Below are 20,963 nucleotides of genomic sequence, written 5' to 3' on the forward strand. Positions count from 1 at the left end.
GGGCCGGTGCTACTGCCCGCTTTCGGTGCAGGTGCTCGCAACGACGTGGGCGGCGCGGGGCTGCGCGCTGCCCAGGTCGGGGAACGGGGGAGCGCTCTGGCCGAGGCCGTTCACGGCGTTCTGTTCGGCCTCGTCGAGGCTCGCGCCCTGGGCCCAGCCCCAGGTGCCGTCCGCGCCCTGGGCGACCGCGCCGCAGCCGCCGGTGAAGCGGAGCACGATCTCGCAGTCGTAGTTGGCGCAGTCGCGGATCGCGGCGGCGTCGGCGGTCACCTTGGTGGTGCCGATGTCGGCGACCGCGGCGTTCTTCAGCCGGGACAGCGCCAGCGTGCCGAAGGACTGGGGTGCGGCCCCGGCGGATCCCGCCAGGGTCGCGGTGAGGGTGATGGCCGCGGTGAGAGCGGCTGCCCCCGTGGCGAATCGGGCATGATTCGTCGCCGAGGGGATGAGGCGTGCGACCGGCAAGAGAATTCCTGACGTTTCCGATGTGTGAACGCAGGTGATGCTAACCGGTCCGCCCGTGAACCCACGGGGAATTTCAGACGACGGGTGTGCGGGCCAGCGCCCGGCGTAGCGCGCCGAACGCGGTCGCATTGGCGCGCTGGGTTTCTCGCAGATGGAAGGCCATCGACATGAACCCGTGCACGGTGCCGTTCCAGCGGTGGATCTCGGTCTCGACGCCCGCCTCGCGCAGCCGCCGCCCGTAGGCCTCGCCCTCGTCGCGCAGCGGATCGAATTCGGCGGTGGCGATATGGGCGGGCGGGAGTCCGGTCAGGTCCGCGACGGTGGGATTGGCGTAGGGGTCGGACTTGTCGGTGTCCGAGAACAGGTATTGCTCCCAGTACCACCGAATGTGGGCCGCGGTGGTGAAGTAGCCCTCGGCGTTCTCGGTGTGCGACGGTCGGTCGCAGTTCGGGTCCAGCAGCGGGTACATGAGCAACTGGAAGGCGATGTCGGGACCGCCGTTGTCGCGCGCGGTGATGGCGGCGACGGTGGCGAGGTTGCCGCCCGCGCTGTCCCCGGCCACCGCGATGCGATCGGGATCCCCGCCCAGCGATTCGGCGTGGTCGGCGACCCAGCGCAGGACGGCGTAGGCGTCGTCGGCCGCGGCCGGGAAGCGGGCCTCCGGGGCGCGGCGGTAGTCGACCGAGACCACGATGACCCCGGCCTCGTTGGCCATGGTGCGGCAGAACCGGTCGTGGGAGTCCAGGCTGCACAGCACGAATCCGCCGCCGTGGTAGAAGACCACCACGGCCGGAACGGGTTCGGCGTCCAGCGGCCGGTACAGGCGCACCGGCACCTCCGGCGCGTTCTCGGGCCCCGGCACCAGCCATTCCTCCACTCCCGCAACGGGAATCGGTTCGACGGCGGCGGCGGGGCGGGCGGCCAGGAAGGCCCGCGCTTCGGCGGCGTCGAGCACCTCGGTGCCCAGCGCCGGGAACGCCGCGGTGGCGGCGTCGACGAAGGTCTGCCATTCGGGGGACAGGGTCATTGCGGGCCTTCCTGGATCGCGCTGTCTTACTGCATGTTCCGCGGGATGAACTTGCCCGCGGCGAGTCCGCCGTCGACGGTCACCTCGGCGCCGGTGACGTAGGCGGAGGCGTCGGAGGCGAGGAAGGCGACCAGTTCGGCGACCTCCTCGGGCAGGCCGGTGCGCTCCAGCGGCAGGGTCGGGAAGCTGCCGGGGCCGGTGGTCAGGTAGGGCACCATCGGGGTGGCGATCGGGCCGGGATGCACCGAGTTGACCCGGATCTGGGCCGGGCCCAGCTCCAGGGCGGCGATCTTGGACAGGCCGCGCAGGCCCCACTTGGAGGAGCCGTAGGCGCTGTGGTTCATCAGGCCCTCGAGCCCGGCCTGCGAGGAGATGTTCACGATGGAGCCGCCGCCGGCCGCGGTCATGGCGGGCAGCACGGCCTTGATGCCGTGGAACGCGCCGATCAGGTTGACCTTCAGGATGCGTTCCAGCTCTTCGGCGGTGGTCTCGGTGAGCGGCTTCATGATGTAGATGGCCGCATTGTTCACCAGCACGTCCAGCTTGCCGAAGGTGTCGACGGCGACCTTGACGGCGGCGTCCCAGCTCTCGGCGTCGGTGACATCGTGGCGCACGAAACGTGCGGCGTCGCCGAGGGATTCGGCGAGCTCCTTGCCCTCGGTCTCGAGCACGTCGGTGATGACCACCTTGGCGCCGCGCTCCACGAACAGTCGCGCCTCGGCCGCGCCCTGGCCGCGGGCGGCGCCGGTGATCAGGGCGACTTTGCCTGTCAGATCAGCCATTTCGACTTCTTTCTGTGTCATCTACTTGTCGGTCGTCTATCGGTCACGGAAGTGAGGGATGACCTTCTCGCCCCACTGACGGATGGTTTCCAGGCATGCGTCCTGGGGCACGGTGCCCATCTGGATCAGGCACAGGATCTCGTCGGCCCCGGCCGCCTGCAGCCGCTCGACGTAGGCGATGGCGTCGTCGGCGGTGCCGTAGGCGTGCTCGGTATTGAAGATGGCGGTGGATCCCGTCTTCACCGGGATCTTGGCCTCGTGCAGGTAGGCGACGTGTTCGTCGGCGACCTGCTTCATCTTGGCGATCTCGTCGACGGCCGGATCCACGGCCTCGTCCGGGACCGGGCCCGCGCCGTAGTAGTACTTGATGGACTGGGCGAAGAAGCGCTGGCCGCGCGCGCCGATCTGCTGCGCCTTCTCCCGATCGTCGAGGACGATGGTCGGGCACAGCGCCGCGAAATGATCGTTGACCACGGTGGAGACGAAGCGTTCGCCGGTGCGGGCCGCGACGGCCTCGTCGTAGATGCCGCGCAGCTCGGCGATCTCCTCGATGCCCGCGAAACCCAGGACCAGCGCGCCGATTCCGTACTCGGCGGCCAGTTTCAGGGTGTCCTTCTTGGTGCAGGCCATGAACAGCGGCGGATGCGGGCGCTGCACCGGGCGCGGCAGCAGGTGGTGGGGGTCGATGTCCAAAAGCTCGCCGTGGTACTCGAATTCGCCCTCAGGGTCCTGCCAGGCGGCCGCGATCATGCGCAGTGATTCCTCGACCTCCTGATAGGTGCGGTCGGGATCGACTCCGCACATGGAGGTTTCGACGGCGGTCGCGCCGCGGCCTGCGCCCAGGTTCAGGCGGCCGCCGGAGAGCACGTCGAGCATGGCCGCGCGTTCAGCGGTGCGTACCGGATGATTGAAGCCGAACGGCATGCACACCACGCCGTGCCCGATGCGCACCCGCGAGGTCTTGGCGGCCACCCAGGTCAAGAAGATCTCCGGCGCGCTCATGTGCGCGTACCACTTGAGCCCGTGATGCTCGACGGCCCACACCGCGTCGAAGCCGACCTGATCCGCGAGCACGGCCTGCTCGACGCAATCGCGCAGCACCTGGGCCTCGTGCGCGGCGGTGGGGTCGGTCATCTGCGCTTCGAAGATCATCGAGAACTTCATCCGGGGCTCCTTGCCGCGACGCTGCCTCACCCGTCCGGGCGCTTATGCCTAACCGGAATACAACTGCACCCATAGCCTCAGGTCATGGGTCTGTCTCAGTGGCCGGGACCACATCGTGCCGGGGTTCCGCATCGGGACTTAGCGTCGGTTGACGAGCAGAGGAAGGGATGGAATCGGTGGGACAGCTGGACGGCAAGGTGGCGCTGGTGACGGGTGGCGCCCGGGGCATGGGGGCGGAGCACGTGCGCCGCTTCGTGGCCGAGGGCGCCAAGGTCGTGTTCGGTGACGTGCTGGACGACGAGGGCAAGGCGCTGGCCGCCGAGCTGGGCGCCGCCGTCCACTACGTGCACCACGACATCACCAGCGAAAGCGACTGGCAGGCAGCGGTTTCCGCGGCCACCACCACGTTCGGCAAGCTGGATGTGCTGATCAACAATGCCGGCATCCTGCGGTTCAAGCGCATCGTGGAGATGAGCCTGGACGAGTTCAACACCATCATGAACATCAACGTCACCGGCGCTTTCCTCGGCATCAAGACGGCCGCGCCCGCGCTCACCACCGCCGGCGGCGGGTCCATCGTGAACGTCTCCTCGGTCGAGGGCTTCGTCGGTGCGGCCGGTCTCTCCGCCTACAGCGCGAGCAAATTCGCGCTGCGCGGGCTCACCAAGTCCGCCGCCCGGGAACTGGGGCACTCGGGTATCCGGGTGAACTCGATTCATCCCGGCGGCATCGCCACCCCCATGACCGCGTCCGTCGCGGGCGCGTCCGGGGTGGACGGCAACACCTTCTTCTCCGAATTGCCCATTCCGCGCTGGGGTCAGCCGGTCGAGGTGTCCGAGGTGGCGTTGTTCCTGGCCTCGGACGCCTCGAGCTATTGCACCGGAGGCGAATTCGTCGTCGACGGCGGCATGCTGACCAGCTGCGGCTATTAAGGAACGAGATTCATGGAATTCGAATTCGACGTCGTTGTGGTGGGTTCCGGCGCGGCGGGCATGACCGCCGCGCTGACCGCCGCCTACCGGGGCCTGTCGGTGACCCTCATCGAGAAGAGCCGCCTGTTCGGCGGCTCCACCGCGCGCTCCGGCGGCGGCATCTGGGTGCCCAACAACCCGGTGCTGCAGGCCGCGGGCGTGCCGGACAGCCCGGAGCTGGCCCGTACCTACCTGAAGGCCGTTGTCGGCGACCGGGTTCCGGAGGCCAAGCAGCGCGCGTTCCTGGAGCAGGGCCCGGAGATGTTCCGCTACATCGGCGCCCGCTCCAAGCACTGGGACTTCGCCTACGACCGCGGCTACTCCGACTACCACCCGGAGTTCCCGGGCGGTCTGGCGCAGGGCCGCAGCATCGAGCCCAAGCCGATCGACGGCCGCCTGCTCGGCGGGGATCTGCACAAGATCAACCAGCCGACCATGTCCGCGCCCAAGGGCATCGCCATCACGGTCAAGGACTTCCACGACCTGAACATGATCGCGCGCACCTGGACCGGCAAGAAGACCGCCATGAAGGTCGGCGCGCAGACCGCGCTCAACCTGATCAAGGGCGCCAAGCCGCTCAGCCTGGGCAAGGCCCTCGCGGCCCGGCTGTGGCTGTCGCTGCGCGACGCGGGCGTGCCGGTGTGGCTGAACACGCCGCTCACCGACCTGATCGTCGAGGGCGACGCCGTGGTCGGCATTCGGGCCGAGCACGAGGGCCGTCCGGTCACCATCAAGGCGCGCCGCGGCGTAGTGCTGGCCGCGGGCGGCTTCGAGCACAACCTGGAGATGCGCAAGCAGTACATCGACGGGCCGCAGAACACCGGCTGGACCGTCGGCGCGACCGAGAATGTCGGCGAGGGCATCGTGGCGGGCCAGAAGGCCGGCGCCGCAGTGGATCTCATGGACGACGCCTGGTGGGGTCCGTCCGTGCGCAACCCCGAGGGCCCGCCGTTCTTCATGCTGGCCGAGCGCTCGCAGCCGGGCGCCATCGTGGTCAATGCCAAGGGTGAGCGCTTCGTCAACGAGTCCGCGCCGTACGTGAATGTCGTGCACACCATGTACGAGGAGGAGAAGAAGGTGCCGGGCAGCATTCCGGCGCACTTCATCTTCGACCAGAACTTCCGCGACCGGTACCTGTTCCTGGGCAACTTCCCCAAGCGGCCGCTGCCCCAGAAGTACTTCGACGCGGGAATCATCAAGCAGGCCGACACCCTGGCCGAGCTGGCGGACAAGCTGGGCATTCCGGCGAACAAGCTGGCGGCCACCGTCGAGCGCTTCAACGTTTTCGCCCGCAAGGGCCGCGACGAGGACTTCCTGCGCGGCGACTCGGCCTACGACCGCTACTACGGCGACCCGACCGTCAAGCCCAACCCGACCCTGGCTCCGCTCGAGCGCGGCCCGTTCTACGCGGTCGAGATGGTGCCGGGCGACCTGGGTACCAAGGGCGGCCTGGTCACCGACGAGCACGCCCGTGTGCTGAACGACCAGGGCGAGGTCATCCACGGCCTGTACGCGGCGGGCAACAACTCCGCCGCCGTCATGGGTAACGACTACGCCGGCGCGGGCGCCACCATCGGACCCGCCATGGTGTTCGGCTACATCGCGGCCAACCATATGGCCGAAGCGGAATACGAAGCGGCACAGGAGAACTGACATGGGACGGGTTGATTCGAAGGTCGTCGTCGTCACCGGCGGTGCGCGCGGCATGGGCGCGGCCTTCGCCCGCAAGCTCGCGGCCGAGGGCGCGCGGGTGGTGATCACCGACGTGCTCACCGAGGCAGGCGAGGCCGTCGCGGCCGAAATCGGTGACGCCGCACGGTTCTTTCCGCTCGACGTGACCGACGAGGCGGCCTGGAACGACGTGGTCGCGCAGACCGAGGCCGCGTTCGGCCCGGTCTCGGGCCTGGTCAACAATGCGGGCATCGTGCACGTCGACCCGATCGAGAAGCTCTCGGAGGCCGACTACCGCAAGGTGATCGACGTCAACCAGGTCGGCGTGTTCCTGGGCATGAAGGCCGTGATCGGGTCCATGCGCCGGGCCGGGGTGGGTTCCATCGTGAACATCTCCTCGACCGGCGGGCTCATCGGTTACTCCAACATCCTGGGTTACGTGGCCTCCAAGTGGGCCGTGCGCGGCATGACCAAAACGGCCGCACAGGAATTCGCGGCCGACAATGTCCGCGTCAACTCCGTGCACCCGGGCATCGTGGCGACCGAGATGGTCGCGGCCTCCGAGCGGTCGGCGAACATCGCGGCCAATCAGCCCATCGCCCGCCCGGCCACCCCCGAGGAACTCGCCAATATGGTGCTGTTCCTCATCTCCGACGACTCCTCCTACAGCACCGGCGCGGAATTCATCGCCGACGGCGGCTTCACCACCCAGTAACAACTCCGCTGCGAGACAAGGAAACACCCATGAAGGACTTCCACGGCAAAGTCGCCGTAATCACCGGTGCGGGAGCGGGCATCGGCCGGGCGCTGGCCCTGGAGCTGGCCCGGAGCGGCGCGCAGCTGGCGCTGTCCGGGCGCAATCTCGACAATGTCGCGGAGACCGTGGCGCTGTGCGAGAAGGAGGGCGCCAAGGCCCGCGCCTACAAGCTCGACGTGACCGATCGGGCGGCCGTGTACGCGCACGCCGACGAGGTGGTCGCGGATTTCGGCAAGGTCAATGTCGTCGTCAACAATGCGGGCGTCTCGCTGACCGCCAATATCGAGGAAGTCTCCTGGGAAGACCTGGAGTGGATCTTCGGCATCAACTACTGGGGCACCCTGCACGGCGTGAAGGCGTTCCTGCCGCACGTGATCGCCTCCGGTGACGGGCACATCGCCAATGTCTCCAGCATGTTCGGCCTGGTGGCCTGCCCCAGCCAGGGCGGCTACAGCTCCTCCAAGTACGCCATGCACGCCATCAGCGACGCACTGCGCCAGGAGATGATCATCGCCGGCTACAACGTGGGCGTCTCCAGCATCCACCCCGGCATGATCAAGACCGAGATCGCCTGGAAGGCCCGCGCCGCCGCCACCCGCGACCGCGACGACCTGGCCGCCAACTTCGACCGCTTGGCCCAGACCAGCCCCGAGGACTGCGCCAAGACCATCGTCAACGGCATCCGGAAGAACAAGCCGCTCATCCTGATCGGCAAGGACGCCAAGGCCATGAACATCATGCGCCGCCTGCTCGGCTCGGGCTACATGAAGCCCCTCACCGCCCAGATGCGCAAGGAAATCTGACCCACTCTCGGAGCTCCCGTGTCCCGGTGCGTTCGGCACCGGGACACGGACCGAGGGGTGGTGAGTGGTGCCCTGGCGGTCCCGCTTGTCCAGCCGCGCCCGCGTCAGCCCTGCACCGTACGGTGCGGGGCCAGCTGTCGTTGCGTGAAACTACCGCTGTGACATGGGATTTCGCTGATCTCGGTGACCGGGACCGGGGCGATTTGTGACCCCGCTAACACGCCACGATCGGGGGGTGGCCCAGTGGCGGGTCGTACCCGGAAGGACGGAGGCGGCCGATGCGCATCGGCATGCTCATGCCATATCTCGAGGGTCTGGTGACCTCGGGCGGATTTCTGCGGGAGTTCGCGGCGGCGGCGGAGGAATGCGGGCTGGATTCGATCTGGACCGTGGAACACGTTGTGGTGGCACAGGATTACGAGCCGCTGTACCCGTATTCGCCCGACGGACGGATGCCGGGCGGGGATCTCGGGGTGCCGATGACGGATCCGCTGGAGACGCTGGCGTTCGTGGCGGCGGCGTCGAGCACCCTGAAGCTGGGCACCGCCATGGTGGTGGCGCCGCTGCACAGCCCGGTGGTGCTGGCCAAGCGGGCCGCCACCCTCGATCGGCAGTCGGGCGGGCGGTTGCTGCTCGGGCTCGGAATCGGATGGCAGAAAGAGGAATACGCGGCGATCGGGGTGCCGTTCGAGGATCGCGGCGGACGCCTGGACGACTGCATCGGGGCCATGCGGGCGCTGTGGACGGAGTCCCCGGCCACCTATCAGGGCAAGCACGTGTCGTTCGGGAAGCAGTTCTGCCTGCCGCAGCCCGAACGGTCGATCCCGATCGTGCTGGGCGGCAACAGCGCTCCGGCGGTGCGGCGCGCGGCCCGGGTCGGGGACGGCTGGTTCCCGTACACCATCTCGTCGGAGGATTTCGCGCGCGGCGCGGACCGGATTCGTGAGTTGTCGCGGGAGGCAGGACGTGCCGAGGACGCGGTCGAGATGACCATCTGGCCGGGCTCCTTCGATTTCACGCGCGAGTTCGACCCGGGCTACGTGCGCCCCTACGTCACGGCGGGCGCGAGCCGCGTCGTGCTCACCCCGCCCATGTTCGGCCCGGAGTCCCTGCTCAATGGCGTGGAAAACCTTGCGGCCTACGTGGATCGGTATCGCAACGAAGTGGAGGCGAAGCTGTGAATCCCGCGACGGCTGTCCGCGTTGTCGACCGCATCGTCCTGCCCGCCGACCGTGCGGAGGACTGGCTGACCCGCTGGCGCAGCGACTATCTGCCGGGGGCCGCCGCCCGCGGACTGCGTTCGCCCCAGGTACTGCACGCGCACACCGGCGCGGATTCGGTTGCCGTGCAGATCATCTGGGAACTGCCCGGCATCTACGACTTCTACGGCATGCGGGGCGCGGCCGCCGCCGATCCCGCCGTCTCGGCCTTCTGGTCGGACACCGACGCCGTCGCGCTGACGCGGGAGCGGCACGTCCTGGCGGTACAGGAGGAACTGTCATGAGCCGCTGGGTGATTCTCACCGTCCCGCCCGCGGGAGACGACGCGGACGGGCAGCTCGCCGCGCAGGCCACGGCGGCGACCGCGACCCCCGGGGTCACGCACTGCTCGGCCGGTGTCGATCTGCCCGGCAGCACGGGCGGACTCGGCGCGGTCTGGGATCTGGCCGCCGACTCGGCGCCCGCGACCGTCCTGCCCGTTCTGCCCGCTACCGCCGATGTGGTGCCACTGGCCCCGGTGAACGCCCGCGTGGTGCGGCTGGACGCTGCCCGCCGCATCAAGCGCACCCTGCTGCTCACGGTGCGGTCCGGCACGGCTCCGGATACGGTGGCGCGCTTCGAATCCGACCTGATGGCCATGCCCGCGCACATCTCGGCCATCCGGTCCTGGTCGCTGAGCCGGGTGCCGGGCCACGGCCGCTGGACCCATGTGTGGGAGCAGGAGTTCGCCGACCCGGACGGGCTCAATGGCGACTACCTGCTGCATCCCTACCACTGGACGCATGTGGATCGCTGGTTCGACGGCGAGATCCCGGATTCCATCGTGGAACCGGCGATCGCGCACCTGTACCGCTGGGCCGACGGCCCGGTGCTGGGGAACTGAGCGAGCGGTGCTGCCGAACTGATCAGCTGGGATCGCGCAGCTGCTGTTTGAGCACCTTGCCGCCGGCATTGCGCGGGAGGTCGTCGACGAAGACGATCTCCCGCGGCACCTTGTAGCCGGCCAGGCGCGAGCGCGACCACGCGATGAGGGTGGCCGAATCGGTCGCGGCCCCGTCGGCGGGCACCACGACGGCGCGGCCGACCTCACCGAGCCGCTCGTCGGGGATGCCGATCACCGCCACGTCGCGAATATCCGGGTGCTGCAGCAGGACTCGCTCGATCTCGGCCGGGTAGGCATTGAAGCCGCCGACGATGAACATGTCCTTGAGCCGGTCGGTGATGCGCAGGTAGCCGTCGTGGTCGAGGGTGCCGACATCGCCGGTGTGCAGGTAGCCGTCCGCGTCGATGGCGGCGGCGGTGGCCTCGGGGTCGTCGAGGTAGCCGAGCATGACATTCGGGCCCTTGACGGTGATCTCGCCGGGTTCGCCCGGCGCCACCGGTGTGCCGTCGCGGTCGAGGATGCGGATCTCACTGCCGGACAGCGTCTTTCCGACGGTGCCCGCGACGAGTTCGGTCGGAGCGTCGGGCGGGCAGATGGAGACGACGCCGATGGATTCGGTGAGGCCGTACGCGGTGAAGACGTAGGGGACGCGCAGATCCTCGCGAATGCGCCGCACCAGTTCGGTGGGGATGGTCGCGCCGCCGGTCCCGGCCAGGCGCAGCGAGCCCAGCAGGTAGTGATCGTGCTCGGCGGCCAGCAGGTCGGTGAAAAGCGTTGGCGGCCCGGCCAGCACGGTGATTCGCTCGCTCTCGATGAGCTGCAGCGCCCGGGCGGCGTCGAAGCGCTCCATCGGGACCATGGTGGCGGTGCGCAGCAGGCAGGCCAGGATGCCGGCCTTGTACCCGAAGGTGTGCGAGAACGGGTTCACCAGCAGATACCGGTCGCGCGGGCGCAGCGTCACCGCGTCGGCCCACTGCGCGAGTACCTCCAGGGTCTGCCGGTGCGTGGCGAGCACGCCCTTGGGCGCGCCGGTGGTGCCGGAGGTGAACAGGATGTCGGACACCGACTCCGGATCCACCCGGGCGGTGCGCTCGACCGCGGACTCCGGCTCGATCACGGTGCCGGGGGCCAGAAATCCCGCCCAGGAGCTGACGTCCCAGTCGGCCGCGTTCTCGCCGCGGGCGTCGTCGAGCAGGATGACATGTTCCAGATCCGGTAGGGGACGGCCGGATTCGGCCAGCATGGCCGGATAGTTCGCGCCCAGGAACTCCTGGACCGTGCACACCGCCTTGACGTGGCTGCGGGCCAGCACCTCCGCGGTCTCCGCGCCGCGCAGCCGGGTGCCGATCGGCACCAGAGTCGCTCCCGCACCGAGCATTCCGAGCGCGGTCACAATCCAGCGCACGCTGTTGGGGGCCCACATGCCCACCCGGTCACCGGGTTCGAGCCCCGACGCCATGGCAGCCCGGGTCACCGTGGCGACATCGTCGGCGAGTTCGGCGAACGTCAGCCGCCCCGCCGGCCCGGCAATGGCCACCGCCTCCGGATAGCGCCGCGCCCGGTCCGCCACCAGTGCCGGAATGGTCGTCACGGGCCCGGCCGCGGAACTGCCGCCCGAGTGCCGCCGATCCATCCGCCCATCCTGCCCCAACCCGCAGTCCGCGTAGCCCATTTTCGACGCGCCATCCCGCTGACCGGGCTGTTCCGCCTCCCCGAGACTTCAGCGCACGGTTTGGGAGCCGTCACCGGTTTCGCACGCGTGCCGGCGGTCGGGAGCGCCACCGATTTTGGGGGTCCCCGGGGACTACCCCGGTCGGCGCGAGATCAGTTGTCGCGTTGGGCAACGGGCCGGGTGTGAGTGTCGGTGCTTTCATTCCGCTGATCGGGATGGGAGTTGGGTGTGGGCGCGCTCACCCGGCACGCTCGTTGAAGTGGTCCCGTAGGGGGACGGGATGGATATTGCCCGGCAGGCCGCTCGAACAGCGGCGGAGCGCTGGAGTGCGAATGAATCCAGGACCTCGAAGGAGTGACATGACGGCCGGAACGGAGCTTGCGCAGCGTCTGGACCTTGCGGCGGGCGCGACCGTTGTCGAACTCGACGGCGCGTGCGGACTGTCGCGAGAGAAGATCGGCGGCAAGGCGTGGAGCATCGACCACATGCGGGCCCTCGGTCTGCCGGTGCCGCCCGCGTTCGTCATCACCACCGACGGCTGGGCCGACTACACACGGCGCGGCGCCATCGCCGATGAGATCTGGGCCCAGGTGCTCGACGGCATCGCCATGATCGAGCGCGGCACCGGCCGTCGCTTCGGGTCGGCGGAGCGCCCGCTGCTGGTGTCGGTGCGCTCGGGTGCGGCCATCTCCATGCCCGGCATGATGGACACCGTCCTGAACCTCGGCATGACCGACGCGGTGCAGCAGGCGCTGGCCGTGGAGACCAGCAATCCGACCTACGCGCAGGACACCCGGCAGCGCTTCGTGCACCAGTACCGCGAGACCGTGCTCGGCGACGCGAACGGCGCGGTCCCGGCCGATCCGTGGGACCAGCTGCGCGGTGCGATCGAGGCCGTGTTCCGGTCCTGGGATTCCGCGCGCGCCAAGACCTATCGCGCCAACCGCGGCGTGCCCGACACCCTGGGCACCGCGGTCACCGTGCAGGCCATGGTGTTCGGCAACCTCGACGAATTGTCCGGCACCGGTGTGCTTTTCAGCCGCAACCCCAATACCGGCGACGGTCCCGTCTACGGCGAGTGGCTGGTCGGCGGGCAGGGCGAGGACGTGGTGTCCGGCCGCCTGACCCCCCGCCCGCTCGACGAGCTGGCCGCCACCCAGCCCGCGGTGCACGAGCGGCTGATCGCCGCCGCCCAGCTGCTCGAGCACGACGGCCGCGATCTGCAGGACGTGGAGTTCACCGTCGAAGCCGGCACGCTGTGGCTGCTGCAGTCGCGTCCGGCCAAGCGCTCCGCGCGGGCCGCGGTGCGCACCGCGGTCGCCATGGTCGAGGAGGGGCTGATCAGCGCCGACGAGGCCCTGGACCGGGTCACCGCCGACCAGGTGCGCGAGGTGCTGCGCCCCGCCTCCGGCGACACCGGCGGTCAGGAGCCCCTCGCCCGCGGCGAATCCGCCTGTCCCGGACTGGCTTCCGGCGTCGTCGTGACCGATCCCGACGAAGCCGAGGCGCGCGCCGAGGCGGGCGAGGACGTCATCCTGGTGCGCCCCACCACCAGCCCCGACGATCTGCACGGCATGATCGCCGCGCGGGCCATCGTCACCGAATTGGGCGGCACCACTTCGCATGCCGCGCTGGTCAGCCGGGAACTCGGCCGGCCGTGCGTGGTCGGCTGCGGGCCCGGCGTGGTCGCCGCGCTGACCGGCAGGTCCGTCACCGTCGACGGCGGGGCCGGGCTGGTGCTGCCCGGCGAGGTCGTCGCCAAGCCGGTCGAGCAGGCCGTCCTCGACGATGTGCGTCAGCTCGCCCAGTGGGCGGGCGTGACCGGCGAGCAGCTTGCCGACCGGCTCGAAAACCGCTCTGTCGCAGCGGAAGACGCCGAGGCCGCCACCGAGAACGCCGAGCAGGAAGGGGATTTCGTGAACGCTCCCGTCACCGAGCTGGCCGTGCTGCGGCTGGTCGGCATCAAGGGCCGGGTGAACGCCGACAATCTGGCCGCCAGCCTGTTCGCCGACACCGCCGAGATCGCCTCCTGCTGTGAAGGTTTGGTGACCGCGGGCTACTGCGCCACCACCCCGGCCGGCTTCCGTATCACCCCCGAGGGCCGCCCACGTCTGGAGCAACTGCTGGCCGAGGAGCGCGCGACCGTCGACGCGGCCGCCATGACCGCCGCCTACGACGAGTTCTGCGTCTTCAACGGCGACCTCAAGGTCATCATCACAGACTGGCAGATGAAGGACCCGGCCACGGTCAACGATCACGCCGACGCCGAGTACGACGCCTCGGTGCTGGGCCGGCTCAACGAGACTCACCAGCGCCTGCGCCCGCTCATCGGCCGCCTGGGCGGGCTCGCCCCGCGCCTGTCCCGCTACCTGGACCGCCTCGACCGCGCCGTCGAGCGCATCGCCGAGGGCGACCACACCTACGTGGCCCGGCCCATCATGGACAGCTACCACACCGTCTGGTTCGAGCTGCACGAAGACCTGATCGGCCTGTGCGGCCTGACCCGCGCGGAAGAGGCGGCGGCCGGCCGTGCCCACTGAGCCCGTCGTGACCACTGATTCCATGCCCTCCCGCTGGATCGACTTCGCCCAGATCGACAATGTGCGCGACCTGGGCGGGCTCCCCGTAACCGGCGGCGGCACCACACGTTTCGGCATCGTGCTGCGCTCCTCCACGCTGCAGCAGGCCACCTGCGACGATCTGTCGCACCTGGTCGAGAAGCTGGGCCTGCGCACGGTCATCGACCTGCGCCTGCCCGACGAGGTGGAGCGCGAGGGCTACGGGCTGATCGCCGACTCCGGTCTGCGCATCGCCAACCTGCCGATCCGCAAGTCGCCGCAATCCTCGCTGGCCGCACGGGATCTGGTCCCCGACAAGACCCGCGTCGACCTGACCGAGCTGTACGGTCAACTGCTCGGCGGCAGTGGCGAGCACATCGTCGAGGCGGTTCGCCTCATCGTCGATCCGGACCGCCACTCGGTGCTGTTCCATTGCGCCGCAGGCAAAGACCGCACCGGCGTGCTCGCCGCGGTCCTGTTGGACGCGGTCGGGGTCCCCGCCGAGGCGATCGCCCACGACTACGCCCTCACCAACGAGCGCATCCAGAAGGTCCGCGACCGACTCGACGCGCTCCCGTCCTACGAGGGCCTGCCGCAGACCAATACGGGCATCCTGGCCGTCTCCCCGGAGGTCATGCTCGGCTTCGTGAGGAACCTGCATGCCGAGCACGGCGGGGCCGCCAACTGGCTACTCGCCAACGGACTTTCGGAGTCCGAACTCCAGCGGCTCCGCGAGGTCCTGGTCGTCGCCTAGGCCTCGGGTCCCGGTCGCTACCTCAGGTCGCGGTCGTTCCAGCCTGCGGCAGCAGCGACCGGACCCCCGCCGGGAGGCCGCCGCTCGCGGCAGCCTCCCGGACGAAACTCTCCAGCGTCGCCCGGAACGCCCCGGCGGCGTGCGTGGGTGTGACGTCCTTGCGATGGGCGAGCGCGACCGTCCGGTGCAGTCCGCGGGACTCGCGGCCGCCGTCGCCCGACAGCGGAATCCCGCGCAGCCCAGGCCGTCCGGCCAGCACCGTGGACGGGACGACCGCGATCCCGAGCCCCACCTCCACGAACCGCAGCACGGCATCCATCTCGCCGCCCTCGACCGCGAAGCGGGGTTCGAACCCCGCCTCCCGGCAGGCCCCGATCGTCGCCTCCCTCAGGTCATAGCCGGGCCGGAACATCACCAGCGGCCGATCCCGCAGGTCCGTGATCCGCAGGTGCGGACGCTGGGGCAGCGAACTGTCGTCGACCCTGGCGGTGACCACCAGATCCTCGCGCAGGATCGGTGTGGTGGCCAGCGGGGTGTCCTCGCCCAGCGGCAGGATCACCAGCGCCGAATCGAGTGCGCCCCTGGTCAATTGCCGCACCAGATCGCGGGACCCACCCTCCTCCACCAGCAGCCTGATCCCCGGATACGCGTCGTGATACCGCCGCAGCGCATCGGCCAGCAGTCCCGAACACAGCGACGGCGTCGCCCCGAGCCGAACCCGCCCCCGCCGCAGCCCCGCAAGCTCCTGCACCTCCAGCCGCGCAGTATCCACATCCGCCAGAATCCGGGTAGCCAACGGCAACAACGCCTCACCCGCCGGAGTCAGCGTGATATTCCCCCGCGCCCGGCTGAACAGCGAAGCCCCGAGCTCGCTCTCCAGCGTCCGAATCTGCTTCGACAACGACGGCTGCGCGACCCCCAGCGCATCGGCCGCCCTGGTGAAATGCCTGGCCTGCGCCACAGCCAGGAAATACGACAACTGCTGCAACTGCACAGTCGATAGCCTAGAACTATGAACTCCGCCATTCCGATTCCGAGTCGATGATCACGAACACTCGTGCTCTCGAGCGGGGGGCTGGTGGCGTATCGGGCGTGAGGTCGCCGCGTGGTGCGACGCCGGGCGGCCGTTGCTCGAGAAGACCGCAATTTCCCATTCCGGCGGCCCCGTCCACGCCGTACTCTCGAATGGCATTGCCTCATGAGCGAGAAACCAACCGGTTACGAATTCAGGAGGTCGACATGCAAACCCAGGACAAGATCAGCACGGGAATGTTCCGTATCGATCTGGACAGGTTCTTCATGGAGCAGGCGCGTCGCGTGGTGTCAGGTCTCGGCGATGGACGAGATGACCACCAGCCGGAGGCCGAGCAGCGTGAGGTGACCATCACCCGGAGCCCGGACAAGAGCGAGGTATTCGACCGCTGGATCCGGCAGTCGCTCAAGGACCCCCACGGCGCGAGAGCGACCATCACGATCACCGAGCTGGACAGCCATGGGGAGCCCGTGCTGGCGATCAGTCTGATAAATGCCTGGACTCGCTCGTGGAACGTTCCCTCGCTCGAGGCCGGCAACGCCGGGCCGGCGAATGAGACCGTCACTCTCTCCTGCGACAGGATGAAAATCGAGCAGTTCTAGCCCGCGGCGCACCTACCGCCGCATGAGCTGTGCACGGTCACGAACTCGACGATCGGATCCCAGCCGGCGGTCTCGACTTCCACGAGGCCGCCGCGCTGGGGTCTCGGGCCACCCGGGGCATCGGCGTGCAGGTGCCGCACTTGTCGTCGCGGCCCGGCGATGACGTGTCCGACAGGCCTTCGCAACACCTCGAATACTCTTCCGGCGATTCTTTATTCGAATAATCGCTGATGTGGGAGGGTGCGGCCCATGCTGATCGAATACGGGGTGTGGGTTACGCGATTGGCGCTCGCCGTGGTGTTCGGGTTGTCGGCCTGGGGGAAACTGGCCGATCGCGCCGGTACGCGGCAGGCGGTGGGGGAGTTCGAGGTGCCGGTGCGGTGGGTGCCCGCCATGGCGTGGGGGCTGCCGGTCGCCGAGGCGGTGTTGGCGGTCGGCGTCATCCTGCCGTGGACGGCCGTCGCGGCGGCGGTCGGCGCGCTGCTCCTGCTGACGGTCTTCACGGTGGTCATGGCCGGCTTGTTGCGGCGCGGCAAGCGCCCCTCGTGCTCATGCTTCGGCGCGGCGAGTACGACGCCGATCGGCCCGCGCAGCATCGTGCGCAACGGAGTGCTGATGGTGCTCGCGGCGTCGGTCGTGTGGGGCGGGTTGGCTCGTTCCTCGGTGCCCGCCGGACTGGCTGCGGATGCCGCGACCGGGCTCGCGCTCGGTGCGCTGCTGTGCGGTGTCCTGGCGTGGCTGGTCGGCCAGGTCGGCGTGCTGCGGCGCAGGCTGGACGAGCAGGCGCTCTCGACGCTGGGTGCCGAGGGCCTGCCGGTCGGCTCGGTCGCCCCGGAGTTCGAGTTGCTCGACCTCGCGGGTGCCCGCACGAACCTCGCGGACCTGCTCTCGGGGGGCCGGGCAGTGCTGCTGGTGTTCGTGCACCCGGGCTGTGAGATGTGCGCCGCGCTGGCGCGTGAGCTGCCGCGGTGGCGGGCGCGCACGGCCATGACCATGGTCGTCGTCGGCAACGGCGATGCCGATGAGCAGGCCGTGTGGGGCGCCGAACAGGGTCTGGGCGAGATCCCGTCGCTGGTGCAGCAGGGCAACGAGGCGGCGCTGCGATATCGCGTCCGCGGTACACCGTCGGCGGTGCTGATCGACGCCGAGGGCCGGGTCGCCGCGCCCGTTGCGCGGGGCGCTATCGCGATCCGTGAGTTGATATTCGCCGGGAGATCGATCCGAGCCCAGCTTTCCTCTCGAAGCAACGGCCACCACGCCGCTAACCAGGGCCAGAACTGACCCGTCGGTCCGGTTACCACCGCCGGAAACCGGCTGGAAGTCCAAATCGATTGTCGCACAGAGAATTTCGTGTACACAGCGCTCTCGCGCCGATACGATGCTGAGTGCATCGATGCAGAACCGCGTACGAATCCCATCCACTACTTCTGGCAGGGAGATGTCATGGCGGACTTCGCATTCACCGATTACTCCGGCAAGGAATTCATCATCCGGCTCAATGACCCGCAACGCATCGCGGAAGCACGTCGGATCCTGTCCGGCGAGGAGCAGATGTCGATCCACGTCATGGGACGTATCAGGAAGCGGGTGGCCGACTACAACCCGGGTTGGAGCTTCCACCTCGACCCGGACACGATCAGCTTCTTCACTGTGGCGATCGAGGTCTGTGACTCGGCTATCTCCTATGTCGAGGAAAACCTGGACGAGGCTTGCGGCGCTTTCCTGCCGGGTTGCTTCTGGTGTCCGTGGTCGTCCCGACTCACCCGAGAGATCCGCTGATCGCGACGCCATCGGCGGCGGACCCCGGCCGAGCGCTTTCGGCCGGGGTTCGCTGGTTCGGTCTCCGTGTGACATCGTTCACGGGCCGCAATCACTACTTGGAGTAGTAATTCCGGTTGCAGCTCGATGGATAGGCCAGGGTCATGGAGACCAGAGCGTCGGGGACTTGGACCGGGGGCGCGGAGCGGACGTAGTTTCCGCTGGTGGCTGTCGTAATACCTGAGCTCTACCGGACGACGGTGGGCAAGAAGGCCGTGATGGCGGTGACCGGGGGCATTCTGGTGCTGTTCCTCATCGCGCACATGGCCGGGAATCTCAAAGTGTTCCTGGGGGCGTCGGATTTCAATCACTATGCGGAGTGGTTGCGGACGGTTGGGGAGCCGGCGGTGCCTCGGCGGGGGTTGTTGTCGGCTGTGGAGGTCGTGCTCGCGGTGAGCGTGATTCTGCACATGTGGTCGGCGGTCTCGCTTGCGCGTACGGCGCGGCGCGCCAGGCCGGTCGGGTACGCGGCGAAGAAGAAGTCGCATGCGCAGGGTTATGCCGTTCACACCATGCGGTGGGGCGGGGTGATCATCGCGCTGTATCTCGTCTGGCATCTGCTGGATCTGACCTTCGGCGCGGTGAATCCTGTGGGCCGCAACGCGACTCCGTACGAGAAGCTGGTCGCCGACTTCGCGCCGTCCCACTGGTACGTCACGCTCTTCTACGTTGTCGCCGTGGTCATGGTGGGTCTGCACCTGCGGCACGGCATTCGCAGTGCCGCCAGGACCCTGGGTCTGGCCGGCGCTCGTGGCTACGACCTGCTCGCGGCCGCCGTCTCGATCCTGCTGGTCGCCGGTTTCCTGGCCGTCCCGGTCGCTGTCTCCTTCGGATGGGTGAAATAGCCATGAATGACAGTCTTTTCCGCATCGGCGAGCCGATCTCCGACACCAGAGCGCCGGGCGGGCCGATCGCCGAGCGCTGGACCACCCGCAAGTTCGAGGCCAAGCTGGTCAATCCGGCGAACAAGCGCAAGAAGACGGTCATCGTCATCGGCACCGGGCTGGCCGGCGGCTCGGCGGGGGCCACGCTGGGGGAGCAGGGCTATCGCGTGATCCAGTTCTGTTTCCAGGATTCGCCGCGTCGGGCGCACTCGATCGCCGCGCAGGGCGGGATCAATGCCGCCAAGAATTACCGCAATGACGGTGACAGCGTGCACCGGCTGTTCTACGACACGGTCAAGGGCGGTGACTACCGGTCGCGCGAGTCGAATGTGCACCGGCTGGCGGAGATCTCGACGCAGATCATCGATCAGTGTGTGGCGCAGGGTGTTCCGTTCGCGCGGGAGTACGGCGGCCTGCTCGACAATCGGTCGTTCGGCGGCGCGCAGGTCTCGCGCACCTTCTACGCCCGCGGGCAGACGGGGCAGCAGCTGCTGCTGGGCGCGTATCAGGCGCTGCTGCGGCAGGTCGACGCGGGCACCGTGGAACTGCATGCGCGGCACGAGATGCTCGACCTGATCATGGTGGACGGGGTGGCGCGGGGCGTGGTCGTGCGCGACCTGGTCACCGGCGCGATCCGTTCCTACACGGCCGACGCCGTGGTGCTGGCCTCCGGCGGGTACGGCAACGTCTACTTCCTGTCGACCAATGCCATGGGCTCGAATGTCACGGCGTCGTGGCGGGCGCACAAGCACGGCGCGTACTTCGCCAACCCCTGCTTCACACAGATTCATCCGACCTGCATCCCGGTCTCGGGCGAGCACCAGTCGAAGCTGACGCTCATGTCGGAGTCACTGCGCAACGACGGCCGGGTGTGGGTGCCCAAAAACGTTGGGGACCAACGCAAGCCCGGCGATGTGCCCGAGCACGAGCGCGACTACTACCTGGAACGCATCTATCCGGCGTTCGGCAATCTGGTGCCGCGCGACATCGCCTCCCGCGCGGCCAAGAACGTCTGCGACGAGGGGCGTGGAGTAGGGCCGGGCGGGCTCGGCGTCTATCTCGATTTCGCCGACGCCATCGGGCGGCTCGGCGCCGATGCGGTGAAAGCCAAGTACGGCAACCTCTTCACGATGTACGAGCGGATCACGGGCGAGAACCCGTACGAGATGCCCATGCGCATCTACCCCGCCGTGCACTACACCATGGGCGGGCTGTGGGTGGACTACGACCTGCAATCCACCGTTCCGGGACTGTTCGTGATCGGGGAGGCCAATTTCTCCGACCACGGCGCCAACCGGCTCGGGGCCTCCGCGCTCATGCAGGGCCTGGCCGACGGGTATTTCGTCCTGCCGGCCACCCTCGGCGACTATCTCGCCCGCGGTCCGGTCGGGGAGGTGCCGGCCGCCGCGATCGCGGCCGCCGAGGCCCGGGTCACCGCGATGATCGACAGACTCCTGTCCATCCGGGGCGACCGCACCGTCGACTCCTTCCACCGCGAGCTCGGCCACCTCATGTGGGAGTACTGCGGCATGGAACGGACCGAGGCGGGACTGCGCAAGGCGCTGGCGCTGATTCCCGCACTGCGCGCGGAGTTCTGGCAGCGCGTCAACGTGCCGGGCTCCGGGGATGACCTCAACCAGTCGCTGGAGCGCGCGGGCCGGGTGGCCGACTTCCTCGAACTGGCCGAACTCATGGTCGTCGACGCCCTGCACCGCACCGAATCCGCGGGCGGCCACTTCCGGGCCGAGTCGCAGACCGAGGACGGTGAGGCGCGCCGCGACGACGAGAACTTCTCCTATGTCGCCGCGTGGGAATGGAACCAGGACGAGCCACCGACGCTGCACCGGGAAGCGCTGAGCTACGAGTACGTCCAGCCCAGCACGCGGTCCTACAAGTAAGAGC

General features: G+C 68.8%; 20 protein-coding genes. 14 read left to right on the top strand and 6 right to left on the bottom strand.

From position 1 onward, the window contains the following. Positions 1–9: 9 nt before the first annotated feature. The 4 genes from ABZV44_RS11695 to ABZV44_RS11710 all read right to left on the bottom strand — a co-directional run bounded on the left by ABZV44_RS11695 (position 10) and on the right by ABZV44_RS11710 (position 3,435). Entirely contained in the window at positions 10–462 is a 453-nt protein-coding gene (locus tag ABZV44_RS11695; RefSeq protein WP_354834875.1) for a DUF4189 domain-containing protein, read from the bottom strand. Between the two features lie 73 nt (positions 463–535). Further along, on the bottom strand, positions 536–1,489 hold the full coding sequence (locus ABZV44_RS11700; RefSeq protein ID WP_354834878.1) for an alpha/beta hydrolase: 954 nt from the start codon (positions 1,487–1,489) through the stop codon (positions 536–538). A 26-nt stretch (positions 1,490–1,515) separates the two neighbouring features. After that, positions 1,516–2,271, bottom strand: coding sequence for a glucose 1-dehydrogenase (locus ABZV44_RS11705; RefSeq protein WP_354834881.1), 756 nt, complete (start codon positions 2,269–2,271; stop codon positions 1,516–1,518). 36 nt (positions 2,272–2,307) lie between these two features. Continuing rightward, positions 2,308–3,435 carry an LLM class flavin-dependent oxidoreductase gene (locus ABZV44_RS11710; RefSeq protein WP_354834884.1) on the bottom strand — a complete coding sequence of 376 codons (1,128 nt, stop codon included), beginning with the start codon at positions 3,433–3,435 and terminating at the stop codon, positions 2,308–2,310. Positions 3,436–3,602: 167 nt separating this feature from the next. Between ABZV44_RS11710 and ABZV44_RS11715 the strand changes: the two genes are divergently transcribed. The 7 genes from ABZV44_RS11715 (at position 3,603) to ABZV44_RS11745 (ending at position 9,740) form a co-directional block, all read left to right on the top strand. Further along, positions 3,603–4,367: a glucose 1-dehydrogenase gene (locus tag ABZV44_RS11715; protein WP_354834887.1), complete on the top strand. Its 765-nt coding sequence runs from the start codon at positions 3,603–3,605 to the stop codon at positions 4,365–4,367. 12 nt (positions 4,368–4,379) lie between these two features. Then, entirely contained in the window at positions 4,380–6,059 is a 1,680-nt protein-coding gene (gene kstD, locus ABZV44_RS11720; protein WP_354834890.1) for a 3-oxosteroid 1-dehydrogenase, read from the top strand. Between the two features lies 1 nt (position 6,060). Next, positions 6,061–6,792 carry a glucose 1-dehydrogenase gene (locus ABZV44_RS11725; RefSeq protein ID WP_354834892.1) on the top strand — a complete coding sequence of 244 codons (732 nt, stop codon included), beginning with the start codon at positions 6,061–6,063 and terminating at the stop codon, positions 6,790–6,792. Between the two features lie 29 nt (positions 6,793–6,821). Beyond that, positions 6,822–7,637, top strand: coding sequence for an SDR family NAD(P)-dependent oxidoreductase (locus tag ABZV44_RS11730; RefSeq protein ID WP_354834894.1), 816 nt, complete (start codon positions 6,822–6,824; stop codon positions 7,635–7,637). A 278-nt stretch (positions 7,638–7,915) separates the two neighbouring features. After that, positions 7,916–8,818 (top strand): LLM class F420-dependent oxidoreductase, encoded by a 903-nt coding sequence (locus ABZV44_RS11735; RefSeq protein WP_354834896.1) that lies wholly within the window; start codon positions 7,916–7,918, stop codon positions 8,816–8,818. Continuing rightward, positions 8,815–9,141, top strand: coding sequence for a hypothetical protein (locus tag ABZV44_RS11740; RefSeq protein ID WP_354834898.1), 327 nt, complete (start codon positions 8,815–8,817; stop codon positions 9,139–9,141). Before ABZV44_RS11735 ends, ABZV44_RS11740 begins: the two co-directional genes overlap by 4 nt. Then, the gene (locus ABZV44_RS11745) at positions 9,138–9,740 is read left to right on the top strand and encodes a Dabb family protein (RefSeq protein WP_354834900.1); all 603 of its coding nucleotides are present in this window, start codon (positions 9,138–9,140) and stop codon (positions 9,738–9,740) included. Before ABZV44_RS11740 ends, ABZV44_RS11745 begins: the two co-directional genes overlap by 4 nt. A gap of 22 nt (positions 9,741–9,762) precedes the next feature. Here the strand turns inward: ABZV44_RS11745 and ABZV44_RS11750 are convergent, their stop codons facing one another. Beyond that, positions 9,763–11,373: a FadD3 family acyl-CoA ligase gene (locus ABZV44_RS11750; RefSeq protein WP_354834902.1), complete on the bottom strand. Its 1,611-nt coding sequence runs from the start codon at positions 11,371–11,373 to the stop codon at positions 9,763–9,765. A 398-nt stretch (positions 11,374–11,771) separates the two neighbouring features. Between ABZV44_RS11750 and ABZV44_RS11755 the strand changes: the two genes are divergently transcribed. Beyond that, entirely contained in the window at positions 11,772–13,952 is a 2,181-nt protein-coding gene (locus tag ABZV44_RS11755) for a pyruvate, phosphate dikinase (protein WP_354834904.1), read from the top strand. Positions 13,953–13,959: 7 nt separating this feature from the next. Beyond that, positions 13,960–14,724, top strand: a complete 765-nt coding sequence (locus tag ABZV44_RS11760) for a tyrosine-protein phosphatase (RefSeq protein WP_354834906.1) — start codon at positions 13,960–13,962, stop codon at positions 14,722–14,724. A 22-nt stretch (positions 14,725–14,746) separates the two neighbouring features. Here ABZV44_RS11760 and ABZV44_RS11765 read toward each other — a convergent pair whose 3' ends face one another. Then, complete coding sequence (locus ABZV44_RS11765; protein WP_354834908.1) at positions 14,747–15,718, bottom strand: LysR substrate-binding domain-containing protein; 972 nt, start codon at positions 15,716–15,718, stop codon at positions 14,747–14,749. A 245-nt stretch (positions 15,719–15,963) separates the two neighbouring features. Between ABZV44_RS11765 and ABZV44_RS11770 the strand changes: the two genes are divergently transcribed. From ABZV44_RS11770 to ABZV44_RS11790, 5 genes are all read left to right on the top strand, one after another. Next, on the top strand, positions 15,964–16,359 hold the full coding sequence (locus ABZV44_RS11770) for a phage tail protein (protein WP_354834910.1): 396 nt from the start codon (positions 15,964–15,966) through the stop codon (positions 16,357–16,359). A gap of 249 nt (positions 16,360–16,608) precedes the next feature. Beyond that, complete coding sequence (locus tag ABZV44_RS11775; protein WP_354834912.1) at positions 16,609–17,640, top strand: MauE/DoxX family redox-associated membrane protein; 1,032 nt, start codon at positions 16,609–16,611, stop codon at positions 17,638–17,640. Between the two features lie 69 nt (positions 17,641–17,709). Next, positions 17,710–18,138: a calmodulin gene (locus ABZV44_RS11780; RefSeq protein ID WP_354834914.1), complete on the top strand. Its 429-nt coding sequence runs from the start codon at positions 17,710–17,712 to the stop codon at positions 18,136–18,138. Positions 18,139–18,341: 203 nt separating this feature from the next. Beyond that, the gene (locus tag ABZV44_RS11785) at positions 18,342–19,022 is read left to right on the top strand and encodes a succinate dehydrogenase cytochrome b subunit (protein ID WP_354834916.1); all 681 of its coding nucleotides are present in this window, start codon (positions 18,342–18,344) and stop codon (positions 19,020–19,022) included. A 2-nt stretch (positions 19,023–19,024) separates the two neighbouring features. Next, a complete protein-coding gene (locus ABZV44_RS11790; RefSeq protein ID WP_354834918.1) occupies positions 19,025–20,959 on the top strand; it encodes a fumarate reductase/succinate dehydrogenase flavoprotein subunit in 1,935 nt (644 codons plus the stop codon). Positions 20,960–20,963 lie beyond the last annotated feature (4 nt).

This window comes from Nocardia sp. NPDC004860, from assembly GCF_040609015.1.
GTDB lineage: Bacteria > Actinomycetota > Actinomycetes > Mycobacteriales > Mycobacteriaceae > Nocardia.